Here is a 25499-nt window from a genome sequence, read left to right on the forward strand (position 1 = left end):
GCTTACTCCGCTTCAGCTTCTGATTCGGCCTTCGGCGCTTTCGCAGCCATCGGCTTGCGCTCCAGCACGGCAGCGAAGAAACCATCGGTTTGATGCTTGTGCGGCAACAGCTTCAGGTAATCGCCCATCTCGAGGTCGATCTTTTGCTCGGCCAAGACCTTGTTCATCGGCACCAGCTCGAAGTCCGGATGCGAGGCCAGGAATTGCTCGACGATGAAGTCGTTCTCTTCGTTCAGCAGCGAGCAGGTGGCGTACACCAGGCGGCCGCCGCCCTTCAGCAGGCGCGCGGCGCCGTCCAGGATCGCCGCCTGCTTTTCCTGCATCTCGGCCACGGCGCCCTCCGGCTGGCGCCATTTCACGTCCGGGTTGCGGCGCAGCGTACCCAGGCCCGAGCACGGGGCGTCCACCAGCACGCGGTCGATCTTGCCGGCCAGGCGCTTGATCTTGGCATCGCGCTCGTGCGCGATCAGCACCGGGTGCACGTTCGACAGGCCGCTGCGCGCCAGGCGCGGCTTCAGCTTCGACAGGCGCTTTTCCGACACGTCAAACGCGTACAGGCGGCCGGTGTTGCGCATGGTCGCGCCCAGGGCCAGGGTCTTGCCGCCGGCGCCGGCGCAGAAGTCGACCACCATCTCGCCCCGGCGCGCGGCCAGGATCTGGGCCAGCACCTGGCTGCCCTCATCCTGCACCTCGATCGCGCCATCCTTGAACAGCGGCAGGCTTTGCAGGTTCGGCTTTTTCTGGACGCGCAGGCCCAGCGGCGAATACGGCGTCGGCTCGGCCACGATCGGCGCTTCGGCCAGCTTGGCAATCACCTCGTCGCGATTGGCCTTGATGGCGTTCACGCGCAGGTCGAGCGGGGCCGGGGTGTTCAGCACGGCGGCCAGTTCCTGGGCATCGGCTTCGCCATACTGGGCGACCAGCTTGTCGAACAGCCACTTCGGCATGTTGGCGCGCGCCAGCGGCGGCAGCAGGCTACGGTCGATTTCCTTGATGCGGGTCAGGAAGGCGGTTTCGTCTTCGTGCAGGCCGCCGAGAGCGTCGATGCCGACGGTTTCCGACAGGCCCAGCAGGGCCAGGCGGCGCATCGACGGCGTGCCGCCGGTGCCGCCGAACTCGGTAAAGAAGGTTTTATTGCGCAGTACGGCGTACACCGCTTCGGCAACCACGCCGCGTTCGCGCGGGCCGAGACGCTGATGGTCCTTGAAGTAACGCGACAGGGTAACGTCGGCCGGGGCCGTAAAGCGCAAGATCTCGCGCAGCACCTCTTCGGTGTTGCCGAGAATTGCTGGTGGCAATCTCATGGAATTCCTTGAATCAGATACGTATAAAAATCAGGCGGGCTGTGCGATGCGCACGTCGCCTTGTTCGATGCTCAGCCTGTCCTCGATGAACAGGCGAACGGCGTAGGGGTACAGCTTGTGTTCTTCCAGCAGCACGCGCGCTGCCAGGCTGGCTTCGGTGTCGCCGGGCAGCACGGGTACGCGCGCCTGGGCCACCACCGGACCGTGATCGAGCTCGGCGGTGACGAAATGCACCGTCGCGCCATGCTCGCGCTCGCCGGCTTCCAGACACTTGCGGTGCGTGTCGAGCCCGGGATGGGCCGGCAACAGCGAAGGATGGATGTTCAGCATGCGCCCTTCGTAATGGGCCACGAAAGGCGCGGTCAGGATGCGCATGAAGCCGGCCAGCACCACCAGGTCGGGGGCAAAGCGGTCGATTTCATGCTGCAGGGCGGCGTCGAAGCTGGCGCGGTCCGGATAATTCTTGCTGGGCACCACGGCAGTCGGGATACCGTGGGCCTGGGCAAACGCGAGACCGCCTGCGTCGGCCCGGTTGCTGATCACTGCCGCCACCCGCGCCGGCCAGCCTTCCGACCGGGCCGTCCGCACGACCGCTTCCATGTTGCTTCCGCGGCCAGAGATGAGGATGACGATGTTTTTCATAGCGCGCATTGTACCGTATGCGCGTGGCGCAACTGTGGTATGGAAAAGCCGAAATCCGCCTTGACCGGCTGACTAGAGGCTGGCTACAGGCTGGATGAGGGGCCGGATTCGAGGCCGGCCGCGTCGATTTCGAAGGAATAGAAAACGCGGAAGGGAACCCGCTTCTCGGCCCAGAATTCGGCCGCGTCGCGGAACACGTCGAGCAGGGTCTCGCGTGCTTCCTTGTCGAACTTTTGCGTATTGGGCAATTGCTCCAGCACGACGAGGAAGCCGGGCTGGGGACCCGCGCCGTGGATCGTCTCGGTCAGCGTGGTACGTAAAGCGTCGAAATTCTTGCTGGAGGGTTTAGGGAAGTAAAATTGTTCGCCGATGCGGGCGCACACTTGCTGCTTGGTCAACGCGTTGGCGCAATGCGCATACAGGAAATGGTGGCCCATGCGCGCCGCCTCTTCCTGCAGTTCCGGCACCCGATAGGCCCGAATGGACTGCACAAGATTGGACGGCACTCTCATCAACAAACTCATTTTTCCCTCAAGTCGACCTGGTGTAGTGGTTCGAATCGCCGGGGACTGCTCACCATGCACGCCCGGGCGGCAACGCTGCTCTCCTAAATCGTTTCCACGCGCCAATAAACCCTAATTTGTGTAAGGGTAACGTTTTGTACCTAGCGAAGCAACCCGAATGTGACTTTGCAGCAGAAAATTGCATAAAACTGGTGCATGACGGTCGGAATCCGCGTAATTTGGCGTGTTTTGTCATTCTGGCTCGCCACGGTTGCGCTGCCGCTGGCTGTTACATTTTGTTGCCACGTAGATTGGTTTTACGCGGCCAGCGGGATTAACATACATCCGTGGATGAAAAAAAATCCGCTCTTACCAACAGCACCGGACGAACGAGGTTCAGCATGAACATGACAAGCAAACTGATGATTTCCGCCCTGGGCCTGTGCGCGCTGCCGCTCGCCCAGGCTGCCGACTTCGAGGATTTCGGCCGCGTGGTGCGGGTACAACCGCGCGTCGAACAGATCCGCCAGCCGCGCCAGGAATGCCGCACCGAATACGTGCAGGTGCCGGTACAGCAGCAGCGCGGCGCCGGCGGCTCAGTGGTCGGCGGCATTGCCGGCGCCCTGCTGGGCAGCCAGGTCGGCAGCGGCAACGGTAAAGTCGCGGCCGCCGCAGCCGGTGCGATTGCCGGCGCCATGGTCGGCGACCGTGTGGAAAACAACGGCCGTAACTATGACCAGGGCGTGCAGGAACAGGCCGTGCGCCAGTGCCGCAACGTCGATTCCTTCGAATCGCGCACCACTGGCTACGACGTGACCTACGAATACCGCGGCCAGAACCACACCGCCTTCATGAGCCGCGACCCGGGCAACCGTATCCGCCTGCGCGTGTCGGTGGAGCCGGACCAGCAGTATTAATCAGGCCCACTTGCCTGGTGTAGTCTAGTTGTTACGGCTCGGAGGACGCCCCCTCCTTCTCCGCGCCGCCTCTTCAATCCCGTTGCGCTTGCGCAGCGGGAACCCCTCCCCCGATAATAGGCCGATTCAACAGGTCGTCCTATGCTCATCAAACGTAAATCCATCGAACTCGCCGAATCCTCGCGCCGCCCCGCGCGCAAACCGAAATTCGCGCCCGTGACGCTGTCCGAACAGGACGGCGTACGCTATCTCCACTTCGGCACCGAATGGGTGCAGGGCGCCATGCGCATCCGCAAGCCCGATTGGCCGGAACTCGAATACGCCCAGCAAATGATGGCCTGGATGCTGTTCATCGAAACGCCGCGCCGCATCGCCCAACTGGGCCTGGGCGCCGCCACGCTGACCAAAGCCTGCTATCGCCAGTTCCCGCAAGCGCAGGTCACCGCTGTCGAACTCAATCCATCGGTCATCGCCATTTGTCACACCATGTTCAAATTGCCGCCCGAGGACGAGCGTTTCAACGTGCTGGAAATGGATGCGCTGGATTTCGTCGAAGACCCGGAAAACCACGGCGCCTTCGACGTGCTGCAATGCGATCTGTACGACGCCACCGCCAAGGGCCCGGTACTCGACACGCCCGAGTTCTACCGCGCCTGCAACGATTGCCTGGCGCCGGGCGGCATCATGACGGTGAATCTGTTCGGCGACCATCCAAGCTATAACAAGAACCTGAAGGCGATGAAATTCGCTTTCGACCAGGTGATCTGCCTGCCCGAAGTCCACGATGGCAATGTGGTGGCGCTGTGCTTCAAGACGGCGCCGCAACTCGACAGCGCGGCACTGGCTGTGCGCGCGGCGCAGATCGTGGCCGCCACCAAGCTGCCGGCCAAATCATGGGTCAAGGGTATCGAAGCATCGCGCTGACAGCGCAATCCATAGAGGGATCGATGAACGCCAACGCACCGCCAACCGCTTCCCTCCCCCGCCCGTCCCAGCGGCCGCGGCGCCTGGACCTGCAGGCGATCTTTTCCTGGCTGCTGGCCGATGGCATCGTCGAAAAAGACAAGGTCAAGGCCCATTTCGCCCAGGCCCAGGGCATACTGAAAAACGCGGCCGGCTCGATGCATCCGCTGACCGCCGTCGCGCAATGCAAGCTGCTGTCGCACCAGCCACCGCACCGCCTGCTTACCCTCGACATTCTCAGCGAATGGTGCGCGGCCAAGGTCGGCCTGCCCTTCATTCGCATCGACCCCCTGAAAATCGATTTCACCCGCGTGGCGGACGTGATGTCGGCCAGCTACGCGGCGCGCTTCAATATCTTGCCGGTCGACATGAGCGCCACGACCCTGACCGTGGCCACGGCCGATCCGTTTGCCATCGAATGGGAAAACGAGATCGCCAGGATTTCGCGCCGGCGCATCGAACTGGTACTGGCCAATCCCCTGGATATTGCCCAGTACATTTCCCAGTTCTTCAGCCTGGCCAAGTCGATCCGGGACGCGAGCAAGACGAATGCCCAGGATGTCGCACTGCGCAACAATTTCGAGCAACTGGTCGAACTGGGCAAGGCAAATAAACAGTTCGATGCCAACGACCAGCACATCGTCAACATCGTCGACTGGCTGTGGGGCTATGCCTTCGAGCAGCGTGCTTCCGATATTCACCTGGAACCGAAACGCGAATTCGCCGCGGTCCGTTTCCGCATCGATGGGGTGCTGCACCAGGTATACCAGGTGCCGGCTGCCGTGATGCTGGCCATGACCGCGCGCATCAAGCTGCTGGGCCGCATGGATGTGATCGAAAAGCGCCGCCCGCAGGATGGCCGCATCAAGACCCGCACCCATGCCGGCCAGGAAGTCGAGCTGCGCCTGTCGACCATGCCGACCGCGTTTGGCGAAAAACTGGTAATGCGGATTTTCGATCCGGAAGTGGTGGTCAAAACCTTGCCCGAACTCGGTTTTCCGCCCGCCGATGCCCAGCGCTGGGATGCGCTGACCAATCGTCCGCACGGCATCATTCTCGTGACCGGTCCGACCGGCTCAGGCAAGACCACCACGCTGTACACGACCCTGAAAGCGCTGGCGACCAACGAGGTGAACGTGTGCACGGTGGAAGACCCCATCGAAATGGTCGAGGCTTCGTTCAACCAGATGCAGGTGCAGCCGGGCATCGATCTGTCGTTTGCCGACGGCGTGCGCGCGCTGATGCGGCAAGATCCCGACATCATCATGGTTGGCGAGATCCGCGACCTGGCCACCGCCGAGATGGCGATCCAGGCCGCGCTGACCGGGCACCTGGTGCTGTCGACCCTGCATACCAACGACGCGCCCTCGGCCATCATGCGCTTGCTGGAACTGGGCGTGCCGGATTATCTGCTGGAAGCGACCATGATCGGCGTGATGGCGCAGCGCCTGGTGCGCACGCTCTGTTCGGCGTGCAAGGCGCCAGATGGCGAGCTGAGCGACGACGTCTGGCAAAGTATCGGCGGCACGTGGAACTTGCCGAAGCCGGAAACGGTCTATCGGCCTATAGGCTGCCCGGAATGCCGGCAGACGGGGTATCGCGGGCGGACTGGCCTGTACGAATTGCTGACGGTAACGGAAGCATTCACGCAGCGGATCGGCGCATCGGCGGATCTGGCGGCCTTGCGCCAGCAGAGTGTGGCCGACGGCATGAAGCCGCTGCGCATTGCCGGGGCGATGAAGATCATGGAGGGTGTGACCACGGCGGAGGAAGTGCTGAAGGTGACGTCGGCCCTGTCTGGCGGGTGACGCAACTTACCTCTGGCGCAAATCCGAATCGCCGGCTATAATACTGCCTCTTTCGGGTCGTTAGCTCAGCTGGTAGAGCAGCGGACTTTTAATCCGTTGGTCGCAGGTTCGAATCCCGCACGGCCTACCACGAATTTAGCAGCAGCATTGAAGGCGTCATGAGTGATCATGACGCCTTTTTTGTTTTTCTTCACTCGCCGTTATGCAACGTTGGAGTCGCTGTCCATAACTGATCCACCCGAATCCAGTTTTGCGTACAGGAGTTTGGTATCGCCGCCTACAAAGACAGCTCGCGGATCGGACGGAAGCGTAGCGTCTTTGGCAAACCCTGCCAGTGAGTTATGCACGTAGTGATCAAAAAATCGAATAATTTCCTCGTCCTTCAATCCCTTATTGTGTTCGAATTCATCTTCCCAGGCCTCGATTAAGGCCCTGTATTGAGGACGCAAGTCTCTCCTATTCTGCAGCCATTCTGCTCTTCTTCCAACCGGCTGCATTTCTTTCTGAATCGCCGCCACATCCGCCATTAATTGATTATCATACAGATCGACGAATGTCTGGAGTCTTGTCATATCCGGGATTGTGTTCTGTTTTGCCTCGGCTTTGATTCTCTCCCAACGTGCAACATTATATTTTCGGCGCGCAAGGGCTATATCGTTATCACTAACGCCTCCCACTTTCCTATTTAGTTCATCCAAAGGCAACGAAATCTCCTCTCGATCTTCTAACTCGCGTGTATTGATCAAATGATTTAAAGAAGAATTCTCTTGAATTTCTTTTTTCCGAGCCTCCATTACCTCTGAAGACATGGCATTTCTACGCTGCGCAAAACGAACATCATGATGCCGAATCGCCTCCGCTTCAGTTGTATCGCCTGCCAGTTTCTTTTTAATAGCTCTGAATCGCCATGCGAAATATAGCCGCCGGTGATGATTCATCAGGTCGCCAATACTACTTGCACCTGCTATGGATTTCATGTAATGATTATACGAATTTACTAACGCCGGATGTATGCTGAAGTCTTCGACGTTAGCTGTCGAGTCCCGTTTGATCATAAACGCGTTTAACGAATAATTCTGGCCGTTTCTGCTGCCATTCCTTGAGCGCCAGGATCGGCGTTTTTGCGTCGAGTGCGCGCTGCGGAATGTGGTGGTTGTACAGCTTCAGATAGTTCATCAATGTGGCCTGCAGATCGGCACGGCTGTCGAAGCGGGTCTGCTGCAGCAATTCGTTGATGCGGCCGTTGAAACGCTCGGCCATGCCATTCGTTTGCGGGTGCCGCGGTGGCGCCAGGCGGTGCTCGGCAGGCAGTGCGGCGCAAGCCACGTCGAAGGCGTGCTGGCCGCTCGGCTTCTTGTCCTTGGTTGCAAAACGGTCGGTAAATTGCGAGCCGTTGTCGGTCAGGATCTTGCTGATCCTGATGGGCGAGGCCAGCTTCAGGCGGCGCAGGAAATCGACGCTGCTTTTCTCGGTCATGTCGCCGTAGATGTGCATAAAGACCCAGCGGGTAGCGCGGTCGATGGCGACGAACAAGTAGCGACGTGAGGTCTCGTCCGGCATCTGCGGCAGGTACTTGATATCGATGTGAACAAAGCCTGGCTCGTAGTCCTTGAAGGTCTTCTTGGGTTGAACCGTTTCGCCTTCGGCCTTCGGGATCACGTCTTCCAGACGCGACATGCCTTCGCGCTTGAGCAGACGTGCGATGCCTGAGCGGGATACGTCGGGATTGATGTGCTGCCGTGTGACGAACAACAGGTCGTCAAGGGGAAGATAGAGTGACTGGCGAAGTGCCAGGACGATGGCTTCCTGCGCTGCGCTCAAGGTCGTATGCAGCGTGTGGGCACGATGGGAACGGTCCTGTACGTCCTCGCGCTTGAGCCATTTGCGCGCGGTGGCGCGGCTGATGTTGAAGACCTTGGCGGCCTGCCTATCCGAGAGGCCCGAATCCTTGATTTCCTGCCGGATTTTCGGGGTGGTACGCGCTTGCGGGTGAATGCGTGAACTCATGCTGCCAACTGCTCCTGGTGCGATTGAATGCCGGGACTGCTGAACCCAGCAATCAAGTCGCCCAGCATAGCCTTTGCACGGAACAAAGGCCAGCTACGGCGAGGCAAATGATCGCACGAAACTAAACAGTTAGCTTCCTTGAACTCTGCAACCATAGGAACGCCACTACGAACAGCGCACTTATACATGAAGTTCAGCGGAATCAGGCAAAAGTTTTGCGATGGAAGTAATGCACGGCCACCTTCCCCTGGCGTATATCCACCACCTACATCAGAGTGTACGCCTGGGTAGATGGTTTCGTAAAAGTGCGATGGCTTGACAAATCTTCCCTTGTCAAAAAAGCTGATGCTATCGACTGGGAACGAATTTCGAATTTCATGTCCAGCAATAAAATGCCTAACGTGCTCGACTGTTTCATGGATCCTCATTTTTGCTCCCCAGCTATCGTGTCCAGTATAGCTCCCCGTGGCTGGATCTGCGCCCGGAGTACCGCTTCTAGAGAAAGCCAGTTCTATCGGGCGCGTGCGAGGATAATCCTTATGTCTTTCATTAATCATTCCTTTAACATCCGAGATCGCAGGATTATAATAGTCCATATTATTCCTGCTCATGGTATTACCAACAGAAGCAACGGTGTCAAACAATCCCATGAACCGGAACCGGACATGGGAGCTACTGCTTTTTAATTTCCACTTCCCTTCGCGCAATTCGCAGCGCTCGCGCATGAGGTTATTACTGAACGCGCGAGCCAGCGCTGCGCCACGACTGAAACCGAAAATTGCTATATTTATTTCTAGTACAGCATTTGTTGGTGCCATTCCGTTTGCTAAAGATTTCGCAAGAAGCCTGTCGAATTCTTGAAGTGCAAATGCAAGCCGTGCATCTCCCCCAGCCCCGGAAATGAGATCCAGCATCTTTCCCTCGTCTCCAATTGCAGGAAAGTTTGTTCCCAAGCCAGGAATATAAACCCGCCAAATTCCAGCGATCGGATCTTCTTCTACATGCGCACGATAGAGTCGCGCCACGCTGCTGTGCTTACCCAGGCCAAGATCCGCTTCCATATTATTGCCAGTACCGTCGAAAAAGTAGGAAATCCAAAGGTTTCGTCTACAGCTTCCCATCACACCTTTTTGAAGGCTGGCATTTTTGAATCCCGATGCTGTCCCAGAGAAACTCACGGGCTGGCACTTTCGCGGAGTTTCATCGACTGGAACACTTTCAGACTGTATAACAGCGGCTCGAAGCGCGTTTTCGGCAGGTTTGAACGAAGGAGAGATCGAATCTCCCACACTTTTATCATTCTGGCTGCTGGTCATCTTTACACCTCGGAAAGAGCGAACGATCTGGTCGTTTCTTGTCCAGCGCGAGTGCAGGCAGGGATGAATATTCGGTTAGGCGAACTTGAGGTCGACCATTCGGATAAAAATGCGTTTCCAAATACGCAATAGTTTTGCCAGGGGGTATAGTGACGCTTACTTCTTCCTCTCGATAGAAAAAGTGTCTCGCCGCCTCAGAATTTCCATCGAGGTCCTTGATCAGATATCGACATCCATCCACTTGCCAACGTACCTTGACCTGGACCGTTCCGTTAAGTTCTTTTAACAAGCGCACACAACATGTGGTTCCACCTCCTCCACTAGTAGGTGAACTCTTTCGTATCTGTCCCCCGCCAACACCGTCAATACTATAATCTTCAATTTCACGATCGGTATAATTGTACCCAACCAGACCTAACAGCCACTCGCTATTTTCCCGGCTTTCTGGATTTTGCGCGGCGCTTGATACTGACGACACCCAACACCAAAAAATCAGAATACAAATTTTCCTGAGCAGAAATGGCTTGCAGTGATGAATATTATTTTTCATACAAGCTCCAAAAATAAATCCTCAATCAAATCATCGAGTCTTGTCATATCTCCTGCTCCGCTTTTCAGTTCTTTCATGACGTCGATCCATAATGGTGAATCCAAAACGTTGGAGCCACCTCGCAAGAAAATGCTGCAAAAAATCGAATAACCTAAAATAGACTCAACTCCTTCAAATTTTGCTTTGGACACCAAATCCTTTACTAAGAAAAATTGCTCAGGGACAGAAAACTCCCTCATTTTTCGAGGAATGACTGTACGAAGCAAGTCCAAGACTTGATCTACCTCAGAAGCTTCTAAGAACGCGAATTCTTGATTTGCATGAAGCTTTAACGGCGCGACGAATTTATCATCAAGATTGAACACTGTTCTGATTGTCTCCAGCTGACCCGACCGATCTGGATAGATCCAGGCACTTCCCAAGCCAAAGAACGCCGCTCGTTCAACCTCGTCGAAAATACTTGTGAGAGCCATTAAAATCCTCGAGTCGTAATATCGAAATATCGCGCTCATCTTCTCCGACAACTCAGCCTCCAGTCGCAAACTCAGCCTTATTTTCATTGCCTCTATAGGAAGTGGTGAGATTATGAAAATAGTTGAAAAGGTGTCGCTGGCATATTTGGAAAGCCAGTGATAAAGACGTTTTTTCGCTATTAGCATGCCGTGCTCTGCAGCCAGAATCAAAACTGGCGCAATGGCCAAGGCAGACTTTTCTGTTGTGTCTTCAAACAAGGCGATCCGAGGTACAGAATGTTTTTGCAGTTCCTGGTAAACGCCAGGCAAGCCCGCCTGATCCAGCAGCAGATAGACGTTTTGCTCCGGACTATCCACTGCAGCAATCTGAATAGCTTTGTAGAAATCGATAGAAGACATATTGTTCATCTGAGAATAAATGGTGATCCCGCCGCCTGTGCTTTTAACAGGCACTCAACGCAGATACTTGTCGGCAAAGCTGGAAGTGGAAAATCTAATTTGGCTGGCCCGCTGAAATTCTTCTTCCCCGCACGCACCACAATCTTCCCCGGACACTGCACCGTAATATTTCCGCCCTCGATCGTGATATTCGCCCCGCCCGCCGTCGATAAACTGATCCTCTTCGCCGCCGCCCAGTCGATATGCCCATTCGCACTGACCACATTCACATCGTCTCGCGCCTGCACCTTCAGCTCATCACCCTGGGCCTGAATGTCGATATCGTCCTTCGCCGTAATCAGTTGTAGCCCAACACCGCCCTCGCCCGCCTTCACCGCCCCGCCCAGCACGCCAATCGCCTGCCCGGTATGCATGCGCATCTGTCCTCCCGTCACGAACTGCGTGTCCTGTCCACTGATCAGGGAAACGGTCTCGCCATTCGACAGTTGCAGGCTTTGCCCGGCACTCGCCCCGAAGCCATCCTTGGCTGCAATCGCAATCACTGCGCCGGTCGAATGCGGCACCTTGTCCATACCCGCCGCGGTATTACGTGCACTGACATCCGCCAGCGCCGCCTCCAGCGACTCGGTGCCCACCATGCCCGACATCGCCGCCAGCAAGGCCTTCAAGGGCGCCGACTGCGCATCGAGCAAGCTTGCATTGCCCTTGTCGACGCCAAGATGCGCCGCCAAGCCGACCGTTTGATGCGTCGTCGCAGCGGCGCTGAAGCTCTCGGCCAGCATGGCCGCTTGCTGCAGCAGCCCAAGCAGCGCAGCGTTCTCGCCTGCCGGATCGCGTGATGTGTCCGCATGCGCGATTCGATAGCTCGACACCAGCAAGCCCGCCCCCGCCCGTACCGCGCCATACGCATCGGTCCGCAGTTCCGCCCCCAGCCCGCGGAAGCTGCCGCGATAGTTGTCCGCGGTATGGATCAGGTGCCCGAGATTCAGCTCGGTCGCGCCATGCGTGCATTTCAGTTGCACCCGTCCCTGGCCGTCGGTATCGTCGAACAGCAACTGGCTGTACCCACTGCCGCCGAATTCCTTGCTGCGGATGCCCCATTGCGCGGCGCCGTTGCGGTGGCCGGCGTCGTCGGTTGACGCGCCGTGCCACACCGGACTGTTGCCGCCGGCGAGATTGCCCTGCGCCGAAGTGTTGTGATCGTGTGCGAAGGTGAAGACCTTCGAGCGGTCGCCGGTATCGCGCCGTCCGCCCGGCGTTGGCGTAATGCCGCCTTCGCCCTGGCCGTTGTAGAGCGCGCCGACGATGATCGGGCGGTCGATGTCGTTCTCGATAAATTGCACCAGCACTTCCTGGCCAATGCGCGGCAGGAACTGGCTGCCCATGCCGCCGCCGGCCAGGCGCTGTGCCACGCGCACCCAGCAGCCGGCGTTGCGTTCGTCCTGCCAGTGGAAGTGGATCCGCACGCGCCCCAGGCGGTCGCAATACAGTTCGTTGGCGCCGTTCGGCTGGTCGCTGCCATCGGGGCCGATCACGATGGCGCTCTGGGAACCGTGGGCCGTCGGCTTGGCCTTGCTGCGGCCGTCGCTGCCCGGCAGTTGCGGACGCCACGGCAGGTCGGCGGGGATGGCGTCGAAACAGTTGGCGTAGCCGGTCGCGCGGGCCTGCGCGATGGCCAGCGCGACGCCCTGCGGCCAGTCGCGCTGCGGCCAGTCGCGCTGCGCGCATTCTTCGAGCAGCTCGGGAATCGGCCCGAACAGTTCGGCCAGGGCATGCTGCGCAGGCGGCGGCATGTCGTTGACGCCCACGCTGAGCACGCGCGTCAGGGCAAACGCCGCGTTATTGCCACGTGCGCGCACAGGCAGCCCGGCAAGCTTCCACCGCGTTCCGGCCCGTAAGGTACGCACCGTGGAACGGCCCTGCCAGAGTTCGGCGCGCGCCTCCTTCCCTTCCATCTGCAGGTCGGTGTAGTGCCGCGCCTGCGCAAGCGTCGCAAACGTCTCCTGCCCCGGCGCGTCGAAGGCCTCGAGCACGGGAAGATGACGTGGATGCGCAAGACGCGATGGCGAACCCCTTGCGACGATCTGCTTGGCCTTGTAATCGTAGCTCAACATCGTGGCGAGCGAGGCATGCAGGCGGCGCTGGGCGGTCAGCGCCTGCACCGTATCGTCCTGCTCGACAGAGCGCGCCGCGTGGTAACGAACGGCGCCGCTTGCAGCGCTCGACAGGTCCTCGGGTAATGCGCGCGGATGGCTGCTGTCGCCGAACAGCACTAGCATCGGACCTTCCGCGTCCTGCTCGATGCGCCAGCCCAGTCCTTCCTCGGCCAGGATGCGGCGCACGAAATCGAGGTCGGATTCGCGGTACTGGCAGCAATACGTGCGTGGCAGGGTATCGCGCAGGAAGGGGCCGGTGTCCACGCTCCAGCGCCAGCGCGCCAGCGCGCCAGCGGCCGGTAGCTGGCAAAGACGGCGTCGACGATCTCGGTCACGCGCTTGTCTTGCCAAACGCGGCTGTTGCGCACCTGACCCAGGCGCCAGATCCAGGGCGACAGCCGGATCCGGTAGCGCGCCAGGCCGCCGTCGCTGCCGAGCATGGCCACTTCGCAGATCTCGCCGCCGTAGCGTTCACGCTTGCCATCGGCGAGGCAGACTTCCAGCGCGGCCGGTTCGCCCAGCAAGGCATCGAGATCGATGTGGATGCTGGTCGACAGCACGATGATGTCGCGCACACCTACTTCCTGCAGGCCATCGGACGCGACGAAAGCCTCCACCAGCAGGCTGCCCGTTGGCGGGCCGGAGCGGCCATCGCCGATGACGAGTTCGTAGAGGCGGCGCGTGCTTGAAAACCCGGACAATGCGGCAGCGATCCGCTGGGTCAATGCCATGCTCATGACCAGATGCACTCCTCGGTAATCGGTATAGACAAAATGACGTCGTGCAAAAGTGCAGAAAAGCATCTGTCATCATGCCGCCCGATCCCGGCATTACTTTGACTCAGATCATTGTTGAGCAAAATCATAGTTTGCTGTGACAGCAAACCGACAAACAAGCCGCACTGCAGCACACCCCCGGAGCTGCACCGCCAACATCGCAGTCGGAGTCATTTATTTGTCGAAACTTTTTACATTCAGGCAAAATATCACTGGCGTACATACAAGCGCTTGATTCCATTAAGAATGGTTTACCTGGTTCGATTTTTGCTGATTAACAAATAAGCGCCTGCTCAAGAGCTGCGTGAGTCACTCAAACCCAAACTAGGAAAACTCATGAAAACGCCTAACATCGCGCGCAGCCTGCTCGCTGGCGCTGTTGCCATGCTGTTCCTTGCACCCGCAGCCCATGCCGCCATCATCTCGGTCAATTTTGGCGCTGCGCCTGTCAATGTTCCTAACAACATCGACGGCGTGTATTTCAATTTCGTCACGGGCTTCTACGGCCCCACCGAATTTGCCGGCTACGACTTCAATCCTTACAATAACAACTCCGGCCTGACCTTCTATGGCGCCCCTGGACCATCGGGCATCCTTGCCACCGGCACGCCTGGCACCACGGCGCAAGCGCGCGTGCTGCAGTTCGGCGACCTGATCTCCTCGACCGGCCAGTTCAACCAGTACCAGACCCGAGGCGACTCGTTCCAGGCCGGCCGCTCGGAATATGTCGGCTTGCGCTTCCTCAACGAAACCACGGGCATCCTGAATTACGGTTGGGCGCTCATCAACACGACCGCAGGCAATGGTTTCCCTGCATCGGTGGCCGCTTACGGCTACGAAAATACGGGCTTGTCGATCACGGCCGGCGAAACCGCAGTGGTTGCAGACGTTCCTGAACCCACCTCCATCGCCCTCGTCGGCCTTGCCCTGGGTGCATTGGGCGTTTCGCGCCGCCGCAAATCCGCCTGATCGATTTGTCAGGCAGGAAGCAACAACGCCAACCCGCAGGTTGGCGTTGTCGTTTCCGCTACTGCCGGCGTTACCATATAAGCAGCGCGTAGCGAAACGCGTGGCTCGTTGCAATGATGCTAAAGTGTTCACAAATTCGAACACAAGGCATCCTCCATGAAAGCACTCCATAAACTCAGCACCGTCGGCTACGTTCTTGCCGCCCTGCTCTTCTTTACCTGCGGTTTCGCACTCATCGTGCTGGCCGGAATCGAAATCTGGACCGCCATCGGCCCCGGCCAGGAGCACGCCGTCAAGGAACGCTTCCAGGTCATCCTCGAATGCGTCGGCCTGGTCACCATCGCGGTCGCCGCCCTCGAACTGGGCCAGACCGTGCTCGAAGAGGAAGTCCAGCGTACCGTGCATACCAGCGCGCCGACCCGCGTGCGCCGTTTCCTGTCGCGCTTCCTGATCGTGGTGGTGGTGTCGCTGGCGGTCGAGTGCCTGATCGGCGTGTTCCAGTTCCTGCACACCAAACCGGAGTTGCTGCCCGAGGTCGCTTCGATCGGCGTGGCCGCCGGGGTCTTGCTGGCAAGCTGGGGCATATTTATCCGCCTGAACGTCGATGCCGAGAAGCTGGAACCGGAAGCGATGCACGAAGCCCAGGAAGAAGACAAGGAAGTCGAAACCTGAGCAAGCAGACTGTTTCGGCGCGCAGCAGCCTGGAAATGCAGCGGCATCAGGCACCGCAACGCTGCGCCAGCCAACTGGTCCGCACGTTGCGTACTACCAAAATCCGTACCTGATCTTGCGATTTCGCATGATTTGCATGAAACCCTTGGCGTCTCGCCAGAGTCCGGCTATAATCTTGCCTTCTTCGGGTCGTTAGCTCAGCTGGTAGAGCAGCGGACTTTTAATCCGTTGGTCGCAGGTTCGAATCCCGCACGGCCTACCAAAGAATTTCAGTAGTAAAGCATCGACAAAAACGCCAACCAGCACGGTTGGCGTTTTTGTTTCTGCTTTCCGTTTCGCTTCCGGCACCAGGCACCATGCCCCAGACCATCCTCACCCCCGTCCACCACGAACTGCTCATCAAGAAGAGCCGCTTCATCGCCTGCGTGCAGCCGATGGCGGACCGGGCCGGCGCCCAGCAGGTCGTCGCCGGCCTGCGCGCCCGGCATCCGGGTGCGGCCCACGTGTGCTGGGCGCTGCTGGCGGGCGGCCAATCGGCGGCAGTCGACGATGGCGAGCCGAGCGGCACCGCGGGCCGCCCCATGCTCGACGTGCTGCGCCACCAGGACCTGGAAGGCGTACTCGCCACCGTGGTGCGCTACTTCGGCGGCGTGAAGCTGGGCGCCGGCGGCCTGGTGCGGGCGTATACGGACAGCGTAGCCCAGGCGCTGCTGCAGGCCGAAAAGATCGCCATCATCCGCAAGACGGTCCTGCGCTGCAGCGCTCCCTACCCGCTCGAAGGCCTGGTGCGGCGCGAGATCGACGGCGCCGGCGCGACGCTGCTGGACGTCGCGCACGGCAATGACGTCGTGTTTGCCTTCAGCTTGCCCGAGGCGGCGGCGGGCGCCTTTGCCGCGCGCCTGAACGAGGCCGGGCATGGCCGCATTGCCTGGCTGCGCGACGACGACTAGCGTTCGCCGGCACTATCAGTGCACGGAATACCAGACATCACGACACGAAAGCTGACTGTGCGCCAGCCAGCCGCTATAGTGGCCGACCACCTTCGACCGCATCTGGCGTGTCGCGGGCAACCTAGAAGAAAAGATCCCGTATTTTGATGAAGAAAAGCTTGTTTCCCCTGGCCCTGGGCGGGTTCGGTATTGGCATGACCGAATTCGTGATGATGGGCATCCTTCCCGACATCGCTACCGGCCTAGATATCACCATTCCCCAGGCCGGCTATCTGATTTCCGCCTACGCGCTGGGCGTGGTGGTCGGTGCGCCGACCCTGGTGGCGCTGGTGGCCGGCCGTCCGCCGCGCAGCGTGCTGGTCTGGTTCATGCTGATGTTCGCCGTGTTCAATGGCCTGTCGGCGCTGGCGCCGAACTTCGGGCTGATGATGGCCTCGCGTTTCCTGGCCGGCTTGCCGCATGGCGCCTTCTTCGGCGTTGGCGCCGTGGTGGCCAGCCGCCTGGCCGATCCGGGCAAGGTGGCCGCCGCGCTGGCGACCATGTTCACCGGCCTGACCCTGGCCAACGTGCTCGGCGTGCCCTTCGGTACCTGGCTCGGGCACAACGTCAGCTGGCGCCTGGTGTTCCTGGTCGTGGCCGCCATCGGCCTGGCCACCGCCCTCAGCCTGAAGCAATGGGTGCCCTACTTCGAGGCCACGCCCGGCGCCGGCCTGAGGAAGGACCTGAAGATCTTCCGCAAGCCGGGCCTGTGGCTGGCGCTGGCGATCACCTCGATCGGCACCGGCGGCTTCTTTGCCTGGTTCAGCTATATCGCGCCGCTGCTGACCGACATGGCGCAGTTTGCCCCAGGCCAGATCCCGCTGATCATGACGGTGGTCGGCGTGGGCATGACCGTGGGCGTCACGCTTGGCGGGCGCCTGGCCGACCGCTTCGCGCCGCTGCGCGCGGTGGCCCTGCTGCTCGCCAGCATGACGGTCCTGCTGCTGTTGAACGGCTTGCTCGCTAGCTCGCAACCGGCGATGCTGATGCTGGCCTTTGCCACCGGCGCGAACGCGCTGGCGCTGGGCCCGCCAATCCAGATGCTGCTGATCGGCCATTCGCGCGAAGCAGAGATGCTTGGCTCGTCGCTCGGCCAGTCGGGCTTCAATATCGGTAACGCCACCGGCGCCTTCCTTGGCGGGATTCCGCTGACGCTGGGCTATTCGTACGCTTCGCCGCAGTGGGTGGCGGCCGGCATGGCCGTGGCCGGCGTAGGCCTGGCGCTGTGGATGCTTGCCATGGAACGCAAGCCTCTGCCTCAGGCCGCCTTGCGCCAGCGATAAGCGGCGCCTGCCGCGCACAGGCCGCCAAGGACCAGGGCCAGCGAACCTGGCTCCGGTATCTCGCCATGCGGATCCCCGGCGCCCGGCGGCAGGTTGAAACCGGGCACGTCGACGGCCTGGAAATAATGGTTGGCATTCACCTGGATCGTCGAGTTCCAGGAGTCGACGATCACGTTGCCGTTGATGACGCCCGAGTTGGCATTCACCGCGGCATACGGCGCCAGCACGCTGCCGATCACGCCCTTCACGTTGACGTTCTTTGCTTCGTAAAAATTGAACAGCACGTTATAAGCGCTCAGCGGCTCGAAGCTGATGCCGCCTTCGTTGAAGGTGCCAAGGTCGCCGCTGATGTTGAAGATCAGGGTCTGGCCGGGCGTCAGCTGTTCCAGCGTCCAGCTGCTCGAGGTGCGAAACAGGTCGGACGAGACATTGAAAATATCCACGCCGCCCTTGCCGCTGCCCGTTACCCTTACCCCGCTCCATAAAGGATTCACTGCGCCGGTTGCATCCATCCCGGCAACCGTTTGGGTCAGGGTCTTGTAGTACTGCTCGGTAGCGGCGAAGTCGACCGGGTTGGTCGGCAAGGCTGTCGGCGTGGCGGCCGACTGCATGGTCGTGGCGCCGCCCACGTAGACGCCGCCATGGTTGATCGAGCCGCCGGTCAACGTCAGGTTGCCGCCCACGATTGCTGCATACTCCCCGAACGCCGGGCGCTTCTTGTCGTTGATCGAATAGCTCGACACGGTTACATTTCCACCCGCCACCAGCGCCCCCTCGACGTCGCTCGACGGCGCCGTGAAGTCGTGGATGGCGTACAGGTTGGCCCCGCCGATGATGCTGGTCAGGTCGATGACACCGGCGTGGGCACTCGCCCCGACGCTAAAAGCAAGAACACTGGCGACAAGCCTGGCGATGCGCATGGTGATTCCCAGTGGAAATTTATATTTCCAAATATTATCACTAGAAGTTTGCGAAATATCACATGCTTCGGTCTGCGCGTCGAGCACTTGCTGGATGTCGATGAGAACGGCTGGCCTCGGCCTTGGTTCCTGAAAAACGCGCCGTTAAGCTGGCCCCGATCAGACCAGCAGCGGCCCGCCCATGATCGCCTGGGTCTCGGCCGCCTCGGCGCGGATCTCGGCCAGCATCTCTTCATCGAGCACGAAGTCGAGCGCGCTGTCGCCGTGGGCCGGCAGTTCGGCCGGCGGCGCCCCCAGCGGCGACGGCACCGGCGCATACTGGTTCGCCAGCAGCAGGGTGTCGAGCAGGTTCGAGGGCGGCATGTTGATCCAGCCGCGGCGCAGTTCGCCAATGGCGTCGGCCACCAGCGCCGGCACCGACAGCTTCTTCAGCACCTCGAGGCTGACCACGTCCTCGCACAGCTCGCCCCACTTCTCGGTGTCGTCATCGAGCAGGCCGGGAAATTCGTCGGCGCGCGAGAGCAGGTAGAAGCCGCCGACCTCGTGGATGATGCCGGCGAACAGGGCCGTGTCGGGATTGACGAAGGTGACGCGCCGCGCCAGCGCCCCGGCCAGCGCCGCCACGTGCACCGTGTGCTCCCACAGCTGCTCGGCCTTGCTGCGCAGGCCGCGGTCCTTGATGCGGCTGCCGAACTGGCGCACCACCAGGCTGGCCACCAAGGCCTGCAGGCGGCGGTAGCCGATGCGGATCACGGCCGCGCGCACATTGGTGACGGGCGGGCCGCCGCCGCCGGAAAACGCGGCCGAATTGGCCAGCGCCACGGTGCGCGCGGCCAGTTGCGGCTCGGCCAGCACCAGGCGGATGGCTTCGTCGAGCGGACAGTCGGGATCGTCGAGCGCCTGCTGCAGGCGCAGCACGGCGTTCACGCTGGTAGGAAAGGTAATGTCACCGCGGGCGGCCTGGGCCACGATGAATCCAAAGGCTTCGAGTTTATTCACCCGAAAATTATACCGCGCCACCCCCGGTTGGGTAGGAGCCCGGGCTGCCGCCGCCGTCCGGATTGCCTCCGGGCGACGGTAAAAAACGACAGCGACGGAAACACAGCAGTCGCTTACTTGACCTTGATCGCGCTCTTCACGCTGGCCACGCCATCGACTTCCTTGGCCACCTTCACGGCCTTGTCGGCCTCGGCCTTCGATTCGACGAAACCGCTCAGCATCACCACGCCCTTCTCGGTTTCGACATGGATCGCCATCGATTTCAGCTCCGGCTCCTTGAAGATGTTCGCCTTGACCTTGGTCGTGATCGCCGTGTCGGAAGCGGCCACGGCAGTGCCGCGGGTGGCGTCGCGGGTTGCTTCGCGCGTGTTGTCGGCGGCCTTGTCGGTCGCGCGGTCGGTGCGGTCGGCCACGGCGGCGGCGGTGTCGCGCGTCTTCTCGCCGGCGGTCTGCATGGCTTCCTGCGTGTTTTCCTTCGCGCTCGACGCAGCCTGGCGGGTCTTGTCGCCGAGGTTGTCGACCGCGCTCTCGGTCTTCTGGGCGATGGTCGAACCGGCCGCGCGCAGGCGTTCGCCGGCGCCGTCCAGGCCGGTCTTCTCGGCCACGGTCGAGGCAGCGGCCTTGGTCTTGTCGACGGCGGTAGCGGCTACTTCCTTGGTCCTGTCGACGGCGGTCGAGGCGGCGGCGCGGGTCTTGTCGGCGGCGCGGTCGGTGGCGTTCTCGGCGCGGTTGGCCATGGTGGTCACGTTGCCTTTGCTGTCGACCAGGCAGCCGGCCGCCGAGCCGCCGGTCGCCTGTTCGCACTTGGCAACGGCCGCGGCCTTGGCCGGGTCCTTCGTGTCGGTACTGGCGATCAGGCCGGTGCTGCCGCTGGAACCGAGCGCGGTGGAACCGTCGCGTCCGGCCTTGGCATCGGCCAGGGCGGCGGTGTGCACCGACTTGGCATTGTCCATGCAGCTGTCCTTGTCGGCGCCGTTCCTGGCGTCGCATTTTTCCTTGGCGAGGTCATAGTCGGCGTCCGCGACTTTTTCGCGGGCGTGCGAGCGGGCCGATTCGCTGTTTTCATATTTGGCCACGGCCTGCGATTCGCCGCGTGCACGGGCCACCTTGGCCTCGGCCATGCAGACGTCCTTGTCGTTGCCCTTCATGGCGTCGCACTTGGCGCTGGCCGTCTTGTAGTCGGCCGACACTTTTTGCACGGCATCGCGGTAACCGGCGGCGTCCTTTGTCTGGGCCTGGGCAGGCGCAATGGCAAGGCTGGCGCCGGCCGCGGTGGCGAGCAGGGTTGCAAGCAAGGAGTTCATGGCAGTGTCCCTCATGTCGGTTGTTGTGATGGCGTCATTAAACGCCGCACCCCTCCCAACTTCTGTGCGACAGCGTACCGTTGCCGGAAAAACCATGAACGCTCTGCGGCGGCGCATGCGGCCGCCATCGGGAGGAATTCACTCGGCCTGCAGCAGGCCCTCGCGCCAGAGCGGCGCCGCATCGTCGAACGGGGCGCCGGTATTGCCCAGGCGGCTGGCGTCGCGCGCCAGTTCCACCCAGAGGCGGGTGTCGTGCCCGCTGCGCGCCACCGGCTGCGCCTTGCGCACGGACTCGAACCAGGCATGCACGCGGCCATAGGCGTCGGGATTGCGCTGGCGGGTCCAGGCCAGGGCGGCCAGGTCGGCGTAGGCTTCCTCGCGGCGCGACTCGCGCATCGCTTTCGAGGCGGCCAGCAGTTCGCCGCTGGCGGCGCGCTCCTCGCCTACCTCGACGAAGCCGGCCGGCAAGGCCTTCCAGGCGCCGCGCACGTGGCGCCAGCAATGCGCCACCTCGTGCGCCGTCATCGCCTCGATCAGTTCGCCGCGCTGCGCATCGGGCACACCGTCGAGGATGGTCTCGGCCTGAGGATTGCCGCGCAGGGTCAGCACCAGCTTGCAGCGCCCGTTATCGAAACCCATGGCCAGCGGCACGTCGTTGGCGCGTGGCTGGGGCTGCACGACGATGTCGATCGGCAGCGCCAGCTTCTGGGAATAGGACAGGACCGGCGCCGCCGCCTGCAGCCAGCGCCCCTCGAGGGCGGTCAGGTCGGCGCAATGAGCGGACTGGATGGACGCGCAGGCGAGCAGCGCGGCAACGGCAGGATACTTGGACATGGAAGACTTCCGGTCTGGATGAAATGCTCTAAGGCAATTCTAGAACCGAGAATATCTTCCCAATCAGAAATATTTTTGTCCGTGTTCAAACCGGCAACGCCAGGCGCCGCGCTTGAGGCGGCGATGCAACAGTCGGGCTGTCGGACTGTGCCATTTTGAAGACACTCACTACCTGCGCCAGCGCCGCCGCCTGGTCCTGCAGCGACAGCGAGGCAGCGCCAGCCTGCTCGACCAGCGCCGCATTCTGACGCGTGGCCTCGTCCATGCGGCCGATGGCCGTGTTCACCTGCTCGATGCCGGCGCGCTGCTCGGCGCTGGCGGCGCTGATCTCGGCCATGATGCCGGTCACGTGCTTCACGCTGGCGACGATCTCGTCCATGGTATTCCCGGCCGCGTCCACCAGGCGGGCGCCGGCATCGACGCGCTCGACCGAGCTCTTGATCAGGGCCTTGATCTCTTGCGCTGCCTTGGCCGAGCGCTGCGCCAGGTTGCGCACCTCGCTGGCGACGACCGCAAAGCCGCGCCCCTGCTCGCCGGCGCGGGCTGCTTCCACGGCCGCGTTCAGGGCCAGGATATTCGTCTGGAAGGCGATGCTGTCGATCACGCCGATGATGTCGGCAATCTGCTTCGAGGAATCGTTGATCGAGGCCATGGTCTGCACCACCTGCGCCACCACCTCGCCACCGCGCGTGGCCACGCCCGACGCCGATTCCGCCAGCACGTTCGCCTGGCGCGCATTGTCGGCATTCTGGCGCACGGTGGCGGTCAGTTCTTCCATCGAGGCGGCGGTGTCCATCAGGGTATCGGCCTGGCGTTCGGTACGGCGCGACAGGTCTTCGTTGCCGGCCGCGATCTCGGTCGAGGCGGTCGCGATGGTCAGGGTGCCGGCGCGCACCTGCGACACGATCCCGACCAGGCTGTCGCGCATGCCCTTCATGGCGTACAGCAGGCTGGAGCGGTCGCCGGGCGCGGTGTGAATCTGCACGCCGAGTTCGCCGGCGGCGATGCGGCCGGCAATCTGCACGGCGTAGTCCGGCTGGCCACCGAGCTGGCGCAGCAGGCCGCGGGTGATGGTCCAGGCGCCGAGCGCGCCAATGGCCACCGCAATTGCGCACAGCACGCCCATCCAGGCAAAGAAGCTGCTCGACAGCGAACGCGCTTCCGCGGTCGAGATCTTGTTGCGCGTTTCCTCGAGGTCGATCAGGCGGTTTACGCTGGCCAGCCAGGCGGTAAAGGCCGGGCCGGCTTCCTGGGCCAGCAGGGTGCGCGCGCCTTCGGCGTCGCCATTCAGGCGCAGCGCGCTCACTTGCGCAACCAGCGGCTGGGCCTTGCGCTCTTCTTCCTTGATGGCGGCCAGCGCATCGCGCTCCTCGGGCAGCACTTCGCGGCCGGCGCCAAACAGGGCATCGAGCTCGGTTGCGGCATGTTCGTAGTTGGCGGCCAGGGTGCTTATGCGCGCCAGCGCCGGCCCGGCGGCGGCATTGTCGGCGGCCAGCACCACGTCGCGCAGGGCGATGGCGCGGTCGTGCACGCTGCCACGGAAATTGATGGCGTGGCGCTGCTTGACGTTGTTGACGTCGTTGATGTGGTTCAGGGTGGCATCGATCTGGCCGACGCGGCTGACCGCCAGCGCGGTCAACAGCATCATCAGCACCAGCACGGCGCCGAAACCCAGCGCAAGGCGTGCGCCGATGGTGAGTTTGGATAAGGACATGGTTTGCTCGCTACATTCATGCGGAGCAGGTGCTCCGGTCGCTTCATACGACGGTAATTTCCACATGGAAACAACTATGAATATAACAGAAACCGCGCGAATCATTTGTTCGCGCTATCCATTCAATAAAGTCGATAGATAATAGCTATTTTCTAGTTCGGCGTTCTCTATCGACTGTCTCGATTAACGCGCCGGCGCCCCGCTCAGCGATGCAGCCGTCACGAAGGCCGGACGGATATCGTTCGGCACCGCCTTCATCTTGTCGAGCGCCTTCTGCACGTCCGGGCGGATCACCACGTAGTGCGCCATCATCGCCTTGGCGCGCGCGTAGTCGCCGGTCGCTTCGATGGTGAGGAATTCGCGGTCGAGGTCGATCACGGCTTGCCTGATCTTCTTGAAGTCGACCGAGAAGGTGCTGTCGCCATGCGAGACGAACGCGCCTTTATCGAGCAGGTAGTTCACCTGGATCGCCATGCCGCGCGCGTGCGAATCGGTCAGGCCGAAGTGCAGCGTGCGGAAGCAGGAGGCCAGGAAGGTGTTGTACAGCTTGCGCTCGGCTGCTTCGCCCTGCCCCAGCGTGTCCTTCAACTGGCCCTTCTCCATCATGTAGGCCAGCGCCCAGAGGCCGGTGACGTCGGCTTTCGCTTCCTCGATGGTCGAGTACGCCTCTTTCAAGTCCTGGCGCGGCGTCGATTCCTTGCCGCCCTGGCGGGTCACATGCGGTCCCAGGCCATGGGTAATTTCGTGGGCCAGGATGTGGGTGAAGAAGGAATTGAAGTCGAGGTCCTTCTGGTCTTGCAGGCGCAGGACGAGTTTGGTGATCGGCTTCAGGGTCGATTCGAACTTCGCTTCCTGGATGTTCTTCAGCATCACGCGCTTGGAACCGCGCTCGCGGATGATGCGCTCGTCGTTCGGCAAATTATAGGCGGCGGTCTGCACGCCCATGTTGCCGTCGCCTGCGCCATAGACCTGGTTCACCACCACCATCGGCGCCATGGCGCCCACCTTGGGGTTGCGGTACTGCTTGTCGATCGGCAGGTTGTCTTCCAGCTCCTGCATGTGCTTGCCGAAGAAGTTCAGCTTCTGCGTTTCCTCGGGATCGCGCACGCTCACATACGCTTCGAAGGCGGCCTTGTAGCCGAACAGCTCGTCGTTATAGGTTTCGTAGGGTCCGATGGTGATGTCGACCGGGCTGTCGAGGTCCATCCAGGCGAAGTCCGAGGCCAGGTAATCGTTCGACAGGAAGGCGTCGGCGCGCAGGGTCAGGAATTTCTTCAGCGAGGCGTTGTCGGTGTGGGCGGCGGCTTCGCGCAGCAGCCTGGCCAGCTGCTCCAGTTCCGGCTTGTATTCCTCGGAATATTTCACGGTGCGGAACTTGCCGGCCTTGTCGCTGCGGATGACGGTGAAGTACCACTGGGCGGCTTCCTTGTCTTTCGCCGGCAGCGCGTTCATCCAGGCTTCCAGGGCTTCCTTGGTGGCGCCTGGCGGATAGAAGTTGGCGGCATCGGGCTTGTGCGCGGGGATGGCGATGCCGGCGTACTCGGCGGGCATGAAGGAGCGGTTGACGTCGATGATGGACCAGGGGCCCTTGTTCAGCCAAAAGTATTCCTGGCGCGCCTTGCCGAGCGGGGTGGTGTCTTTTTTCAGGGCCGCCCACAGCGCTTCGTTGCTGGCCCAGCGCTGGCGCAATTGCAGGGTGTCGACGATTTTTGCTGCTTCGACCAGCTTGGCGATGGCGGCGCGGTCGCCTTGCGAGAGCTTGGCGGTGTCGGCACGCAGTTCGACGGGGGCGAAGCGCTTGGCCATGGTGCTCAGCTGGGTGACGCTGGCGGGGGCTTGTTTGGTGGCGGGTGTGTCGGCGGCAGTGACGGCGCCGGCAGCGGTCATGGCCAGCACGAGTGGAGCGATGAGTGGAGCAAGCGCGTGTTTCATGTGTCCCCTGTTGGTGTGAATGCAAGCGGGGGATTGTAATCCTGTTAGGTGAGGAGGGGACTGTGCGTG

The 25499-nt window shown here is 61.3% G+C and carries 23 protein-coding genes and 2 tRNA genes; 9 read left to right on the plus strand and 16 right to left on the minus strand.

All coding sequences use genetic code 11. The annotated features are described in order from the left end of the window. Window positions 1-2: 2 nt before the first annotated feature. The 3 genes from QWL29_RS12615 to QWL29_RS12625 form a co-directional block, all read right to left on the minus strand. Window positions 3-1304 carry an RsmB/NOP family class I SAM-dependent RNA methyltransferase gene (locus QWL29_RS12615; RefSeq protein WP_305823240.1) on the minus strand — a complete coding sequence of 434 codons (1302 nt, stop codon included), beginning with the start codon at window positions 1302-1304 and terminating at the stop codon, window positions 3-5. A 30-nt stretch (window positions 1305-1334) separates the two neighbouring features. Continuing rightward, window positions 1335-1946 (minus strand): phosphoribosylglycinamide formyltransferase, encoded by a 612-nt coding sequence (gene purN, locus QWL29_RS12620; protein WP_305823303.1) that lies wholly within the window; start codon window positions 1944-1946, stop codon window positions 1335-1337. Between the two features lie 83 nt (window positions 1947-2029). Then, on the minus strand, window positions 2030-2470 hold the full coding sequence (locus tag QWL29_RS12625) for a barstar family protein (RefSeq protein ID WP_305823241.1): 441 nt from the start codon (window positions 2468-2470) through the stop codon (window positions 2030-2032). A 380-nt stretch (window positions 2471-2850) separates the two neighbouring features. Here QWL29_RS12625 and QWL29_RS12630 point away from each other — a divergent pair, with 380 nt between their 5' ends. The 4 genes from QWL29_RS12630 (at window position 2851) to QWL29_RS12645 (ending at window position 6267) form a co-directional block, all read left to right on the plus strand. Then, the gene (locus QWL29_RS12630; protein ID WP_305823242.1) at window positions 2851-3366 is read left to right on the plus strand and encodes a glycine zipper 2TM domain-containing protein; all 516 of its coding nucleotides are present in this window, start codon (window positions 2851-2853) and stop codon (window positions 3364-3366) included. A 141-nt stretch (window positions 3367-3507) separates the two neighbouring features. After that, complete coding sequence (locus QWL29_RS12635) at window positions 3508-4290, plus strand: fused MFS/spermidine synthase (RefSeq protein WP_305823243.1); 783 nt, start codon at window positions 3508-3510, stop codon at window positions 4288-4290. Window positions 4291-4313: 23 nt separating this feature from the next. After that, complete coding sequence (gene tfpB / locus QWL29_RS12640; protein WP_305823244.1) at window positions 4314-6137, plus strand: type IV pilus assembly ATPase TfpB; 1824 nt, start codon at window positions 4314-4316, stop codon at window positions 6135-6137. Between the two features lie 54 nt (window positions 6138-6191). Next, window positions 6192-6267, plus strand: a tRNA-Lys gene (locus QWL29_RS12645). A gap of 70 nt (window positions 6268-6337) precedes the next feature. Here the strand turns inward: QWL29_RS12645 and QWL29_RS12650 are convergent. The 7 genes from QWL29_RS12650 to QWL29_RS26645 are packed head-to-tail and all read right to left on the minus strand — an operon-like array spanning window position 6338 to window position 13775. After that, window positions 6338-7114, minus strand: a complete 777-nt coding sequence (locus tag QWL29_RS12650) for a hypothetical protein (protein ID WP_305823245.1) — start codon at window positions 7112-7114, stop codon at window positions 6338-6340. Between the two features lie 52 nt (window positions 7115-7166). Continuing rightward, the gene (locus tag QWL29_RS12655) at window positions 7167-8144 is read right to left on the minus strand and encodes an IS481 family transposase (RefSeq protein WP_305823246.1); all 978 of its coding nucleotides are present in this window, start codon (window positions 8142-8144) and stop codon (window positions 7167-7169) included. Continuing rightward, complete coding sequence (locus QWL29_RS12660; protein WP_305823247.1) at window positions 8141-9460, minus strand: T6SS phospholipase effector Tle1-like catalytic domain-containing protein; 1320 nt, start codon at window positions 9458-9460, stop codon at window positions 8141-8143. The genes QWL29_RS12655 and QWL29_RS12660 overlap by 4 nt, the downstream gene beginning before the upstream one ends. Then, window positions 9441-10010 carry a DUF3304 domain-containing protein gene (locus QWL29_RS12665; RefSeq protein ID WP_305823248.1) on the minus strand — a complete coding sequence of 190 codons (570 nt, stop codon included), beginning with the start codon at window positions 10008-10010 and terminating at the stop codon, window positions 9441-9443. Before QWL29_RS12665 ends, QWL29_RS12660 begins: the two co-directional genes overlap by 20 nt. Continuing rightward, window positions 10007-10882, minus strand: a complete 876-nt coding sequence (locus tag QWL29_RS12670; protein ID WP_305823249.1) for a DUF4123 domain-containing protein — start codon at window positions 10880-10882, stop codon at window positions 10007-10009. The genes QWL29_RS12665 and QWL29_RS12670 overlap by 4 nt, the downstream gene beginning before the upstream one ends. A 5-nt stretch (window positions 10883-10887) precedes the next feature. Then, a complete protein-coding gene (locus QWL29_RS12675) occupies window positions 10888-13224 on the minus strand; it encodes a type VI secretion system Vgr family protein (RefSeq protein WP_370663695.1) in 2337 nt (778 codons plus the stop codon). After that, the gene (locus QWL29_RS26645) at window positions 13155-13775 is read right to left on the minus strand and encodes a contractile injection system protein, VgrG/Pvc8 family (RefSeq protein WP_308635374.1); all 621 of its coding nucleotides are present in this window, start codon (window positions 13773-13775) and stop codon (window positions 13155-13157) included. Before QWL29_RS26645 ends, QWL29_RS12675 begins: the two co-directional genes overlap by 70 nt. A gap of 423 nt (window positions 13776-14198) precedes the next feature. On the opposite strand from QWL29_RS26645, the gene QWL29_RS12680 reads away from it, so the two are divergent. The 5 genes from QWL29_RS12680 to QWL29_RS12700 all read left to right on the plus strand — a co-directional run bounded on the left by QWL29_RS12680 (window position 14199) and on the right by QWL29_RS12700 (window position 17727). After that, window positions 14199-14783 carry a PEP-CTERM sorting domain-containing protein gene (locus tag QWL29_RS12680; RefSeq protein WP_305823250.1) on the plus strand — a complete coding sequence of 195 codons (585 nt, stop codon included), beginning with the start codon at window positions 14199-14201 and terminating at the stop codon, window positions 14781-14783. A 156-nt stretch (window positions 14784-14939) separates the two neighbouring features. After that, window positions 14940-15455 (plus strand): hypothetical protein, encoded by a 516-nt coding sequence (locus QWL29_RS12685; protein WP_305823251.1) that lies wholly within the window; start codon window positions 14940-14942, stop codon window positions 15453-15455. A gap of 186 nt (window positions 15456-15641) precedes the next feature. Further along, a tRNA-Lys gene (locus QWL29_RS12690) sits at window positions 15642-15717 on the plus strand. A gap of 94 nt (window positions 15718-15811) precedes the next feature. After that, entirely contained in the window at window positions 15812-16405 is a 594-nt protein-coding gene (locus tag QWL29_RS12695; protein ID WP_305823252.1) for an IMPACT family protein, read from the plus strand. Window positions 16406-16551: 146 nt separating this feature from the next. Next, the gene (locus QWL29_RS12700; RefSeq protein ID WP_305823253.1) at window positions 16552-17727 is read left to right on the plus strand and encodes an MFS transporter; all 1176 of its coding nucleotides are present in this window, start codon (window positions 16552-16554) and stop codon (window positions 17725-17727) included. Here QWL29_RS12700 and QWL29_RS12705 read toward each other — a convergent pair. From QWL29_RS12705 to QWL29_RS12730, 6 genes are all read right to left on the minus strand, one after another. Then, complete coding sequence (locus QWL29_RS12705) at window positions 17703-18647, minus strand: choice-of-anchor A family protein (RefSeq protein ID WP_305823254.1); 945 nt, start codon at window positions 18645-18647, stop codon at window positions 17703-17705. The two genes, QWL29_RS12700 and QWL29_RS12705, sit on opposite strands and share 25 nt — an antisense overlap. A gap of 159 nt (window positions 18648-18806) precedes the next feature. Next, entirely contained in the window at window positions 18807-19646 is an 840-nt protein-coding gene (locus tag QWL29_RS12710) for an HDOD domain-containing protein (protein ID WP_305823255.1), read from the minus strand. A 113-nt stretch (window positions 19647-19759) separates the two neighbouring features. Next, a complete protein-coding gene (locus QWL29_RS12715; RefSeq protein WP_305823256.1) occupies window positions 19760-20950 on the minus strand; it encodes a BON domain-containing protein in 1191 nt (396 codons plus the stop codon). A gap of 138 nt (window positions 20951-21088) precedes the next feature. After that, complete coding sequence (locus tag QWL29_RS12720) at window positions 21089-21784, minus strand: hypothetical protein (protein WP_305823257.1); 696 nt, start codon at window positions 21782-21784, stop codon at window positions 21089-21091. An 85-nt stretch (window positions 21785-21869) separates the two neighbouring features. Beyond that, complete coding sequence (locus QWL29_RS12725; protein WP_305823258.1) at window positions 21870-23498, minus strand: methyl-accepting chemotaxis protein; 1629 nt, start codon at window positions 23496-23498, stop codon at window positions 21870-21872. A gap of 183 nt (window positions 23499-23681) precedes the next feature. Next, on the minus strand, window positions 23682-25430 hold the full coding sequence (locus QWL29_RS12730) for a DUF8614 domain-containing protein (protein ID WP_305823259.1): 1749 nt from the start codon (window positions 25428-25430) through the stop codon (window positions 23682-23684). Window positions 25431-25499 lie beyond the last annotated feature (69 nt).

The organism is Massilia brevitalea (genome assembly GCF_030711405.1).
In the GTDB taxonomy this organism is placed as follows: Bacteria; Pseudomonadota; Gammaproteobacteria; order Burkholderiales; family Burkholderiaceae_D; genus Telluria; species Telluria brevitalea.

What these genes read in the sequence shown, in the direction of transcription:
- QWL29_RS12730 (WP_305823259.1), bottom strand. Translation starts at nt 25,430, where the DNA reads ATGAAACACGCGCTTGCTCCACTCATCGCTCCACTCGTGCTGGCCATG.
- QWL29_RS12725 (WP_305823258.1), bottom strand. Translation starts at nt 23,498, where the DNA reads ATGTCCTTATCCAAACTCACCATCGGCGCACGCCTTGCGCTGGGTTTC.
- QWL29_RS26645 (WP_308635374.1), bottom strand. Translation starts at nt 13,775, where the DNA reads ATGAGCATGGCATTGACCCAGCGGATCGCTGCCGCATTGTCCGGGTTT.
- QWL29_RS12635 (WP_305823243.1), top strand. Translation starts at nt 3,508, where the DNA reads ATGCTCATCAAACGTAAATCCATCGAACTCGCCGAATCCTCGCGCCGC.
- QWL29_RS12615 (WP_305823240.1), bottom strand. Translation starts at nt 1,304, where the DNA reads ATGAGATTGCCACCAGCAATTCTCGGCAACACCGAAGAGGTGCTGCGC.
- QWL29_RS12715 (WP_305823256.1), bottom strand. Translation starts at nt 20,950, where the DNA reads ATGAACTCCTTGCTTGCAACCCTGCTCGCCACCGCGGCCGGCGCCAGC.
- QWL29_RS12720 (WP_305823257.1), bottom strand. Translation starts at nt 21,784, where the DNA reads ATGTCCAAGTATCCTGCCGTTGCCGCGCTGCTCGCCTGCGCGTCCATC.
- purN (WP_305823303.1), bottom strand. Translation starts at nt 1,946, where the DNA reads ATGAAAAACATCGTCATCCTCATCTCTGGCCGCGGAAGCAACATGGAA.
- tfpB (WP_305823244.1), top strand. Translation starts at nt 4,314, where the DNA reads ATGAACGCCAACGCACCGCCAACCGCTTCCCTCCCCCGCCCGTCCCAG.
- QWL29_RS12660 (WP_305823247.1), bottom strand. Translation starts at nt 9,460, where the DNA reads ATGACCAGCAGCCAGAATGATAAAAGTGTGGGAGATTCGATCTCTCCT.
- QWL29_RS12705 (WP_305823254.1), bottom strand. Translation starts at nt 18,647, where the DNA reads ATGCGCATCGCCAGGCTTGTCGCCAGTGTTCTTGCTTTTAGCGTCGGG.
- QWL29_RS12680 (WP_305823250.1), top strand. Translation starts at nt 14,199, where the DNA reads ATGCTGTTCCTTGCACCCGCAGCCCATGCCGCCATCATCTCGGTCAAT.
- QWL29_RS12665 (WP_305823248.1), bottom strand. Translation starts at nt 10,010, where the DNA reads ATGAAAAATAATATTCATCACTGCAAGCCATTTCTGCTCAGGAAAATT.
- QWL29_RS12670 (WP_305823249.1), bottom strand. Translation starts at nt 10,882, where the DNA reads ATGTCTTCTATCGATTTCTACAAAGCTATTCAGATTGCTGCAGTGGAT.
- QWL29_RS12695 (WP_305823252.1), top strand. Translation starts at nt 15,812, where the DNA reads ATGCCCCAGACCATCCTCACCCCCGTCCACCACGAACTGCTCATCAAG.
- QWL29_RS12625 (WP_305823241.1), bottom strand. Translation starts at nt 2,470, where the DNA reads ATGAGTTTGTTGATGAGAGTGCCGTCCAATCTTGTGCAGTCCATTCGG.
- QWL29_RS12650 (WP_305823245.1), bottom strand. Translation starts at nt 7,114, where the DNA reads ATGAAATCCATAGCAGGTGCAAGTAGTATTGGCGACCTGATGAATCAT.
- QWL29_RS12700 (WP_305823253.1), top strand. Translation starts at nt 16,552, where the DNA reads ATGAAGAAAAGCTTGTTTCCCCTGGCCCTGGGCGGGTTCGGTATTGGC.
- QWL29_RS12655 (WP_305823246.1), bottom strand. Translation starts at nt 8,144, where the DNA reads ATGAGTTCACGCATTCACCCGCAAGCGCGTACCACCCCGAAAATCCGG.
- QWL29_RS12685 (WP_305823251.1), top strand. Translation starts at nt 14,940, where the DNA reads ATGAAAGCACTCCATAAACTCAGCACCGTCGGCTACGTTCTTGCCGCC.
- QWL29_RS12630 (WP_305823242.1), top strand. Translation starts at nt 2,851, where the DNA reads ATGAACATGACAAGCAAACTGATGATTTCCGCCCTGGGCCTGTGCGCG.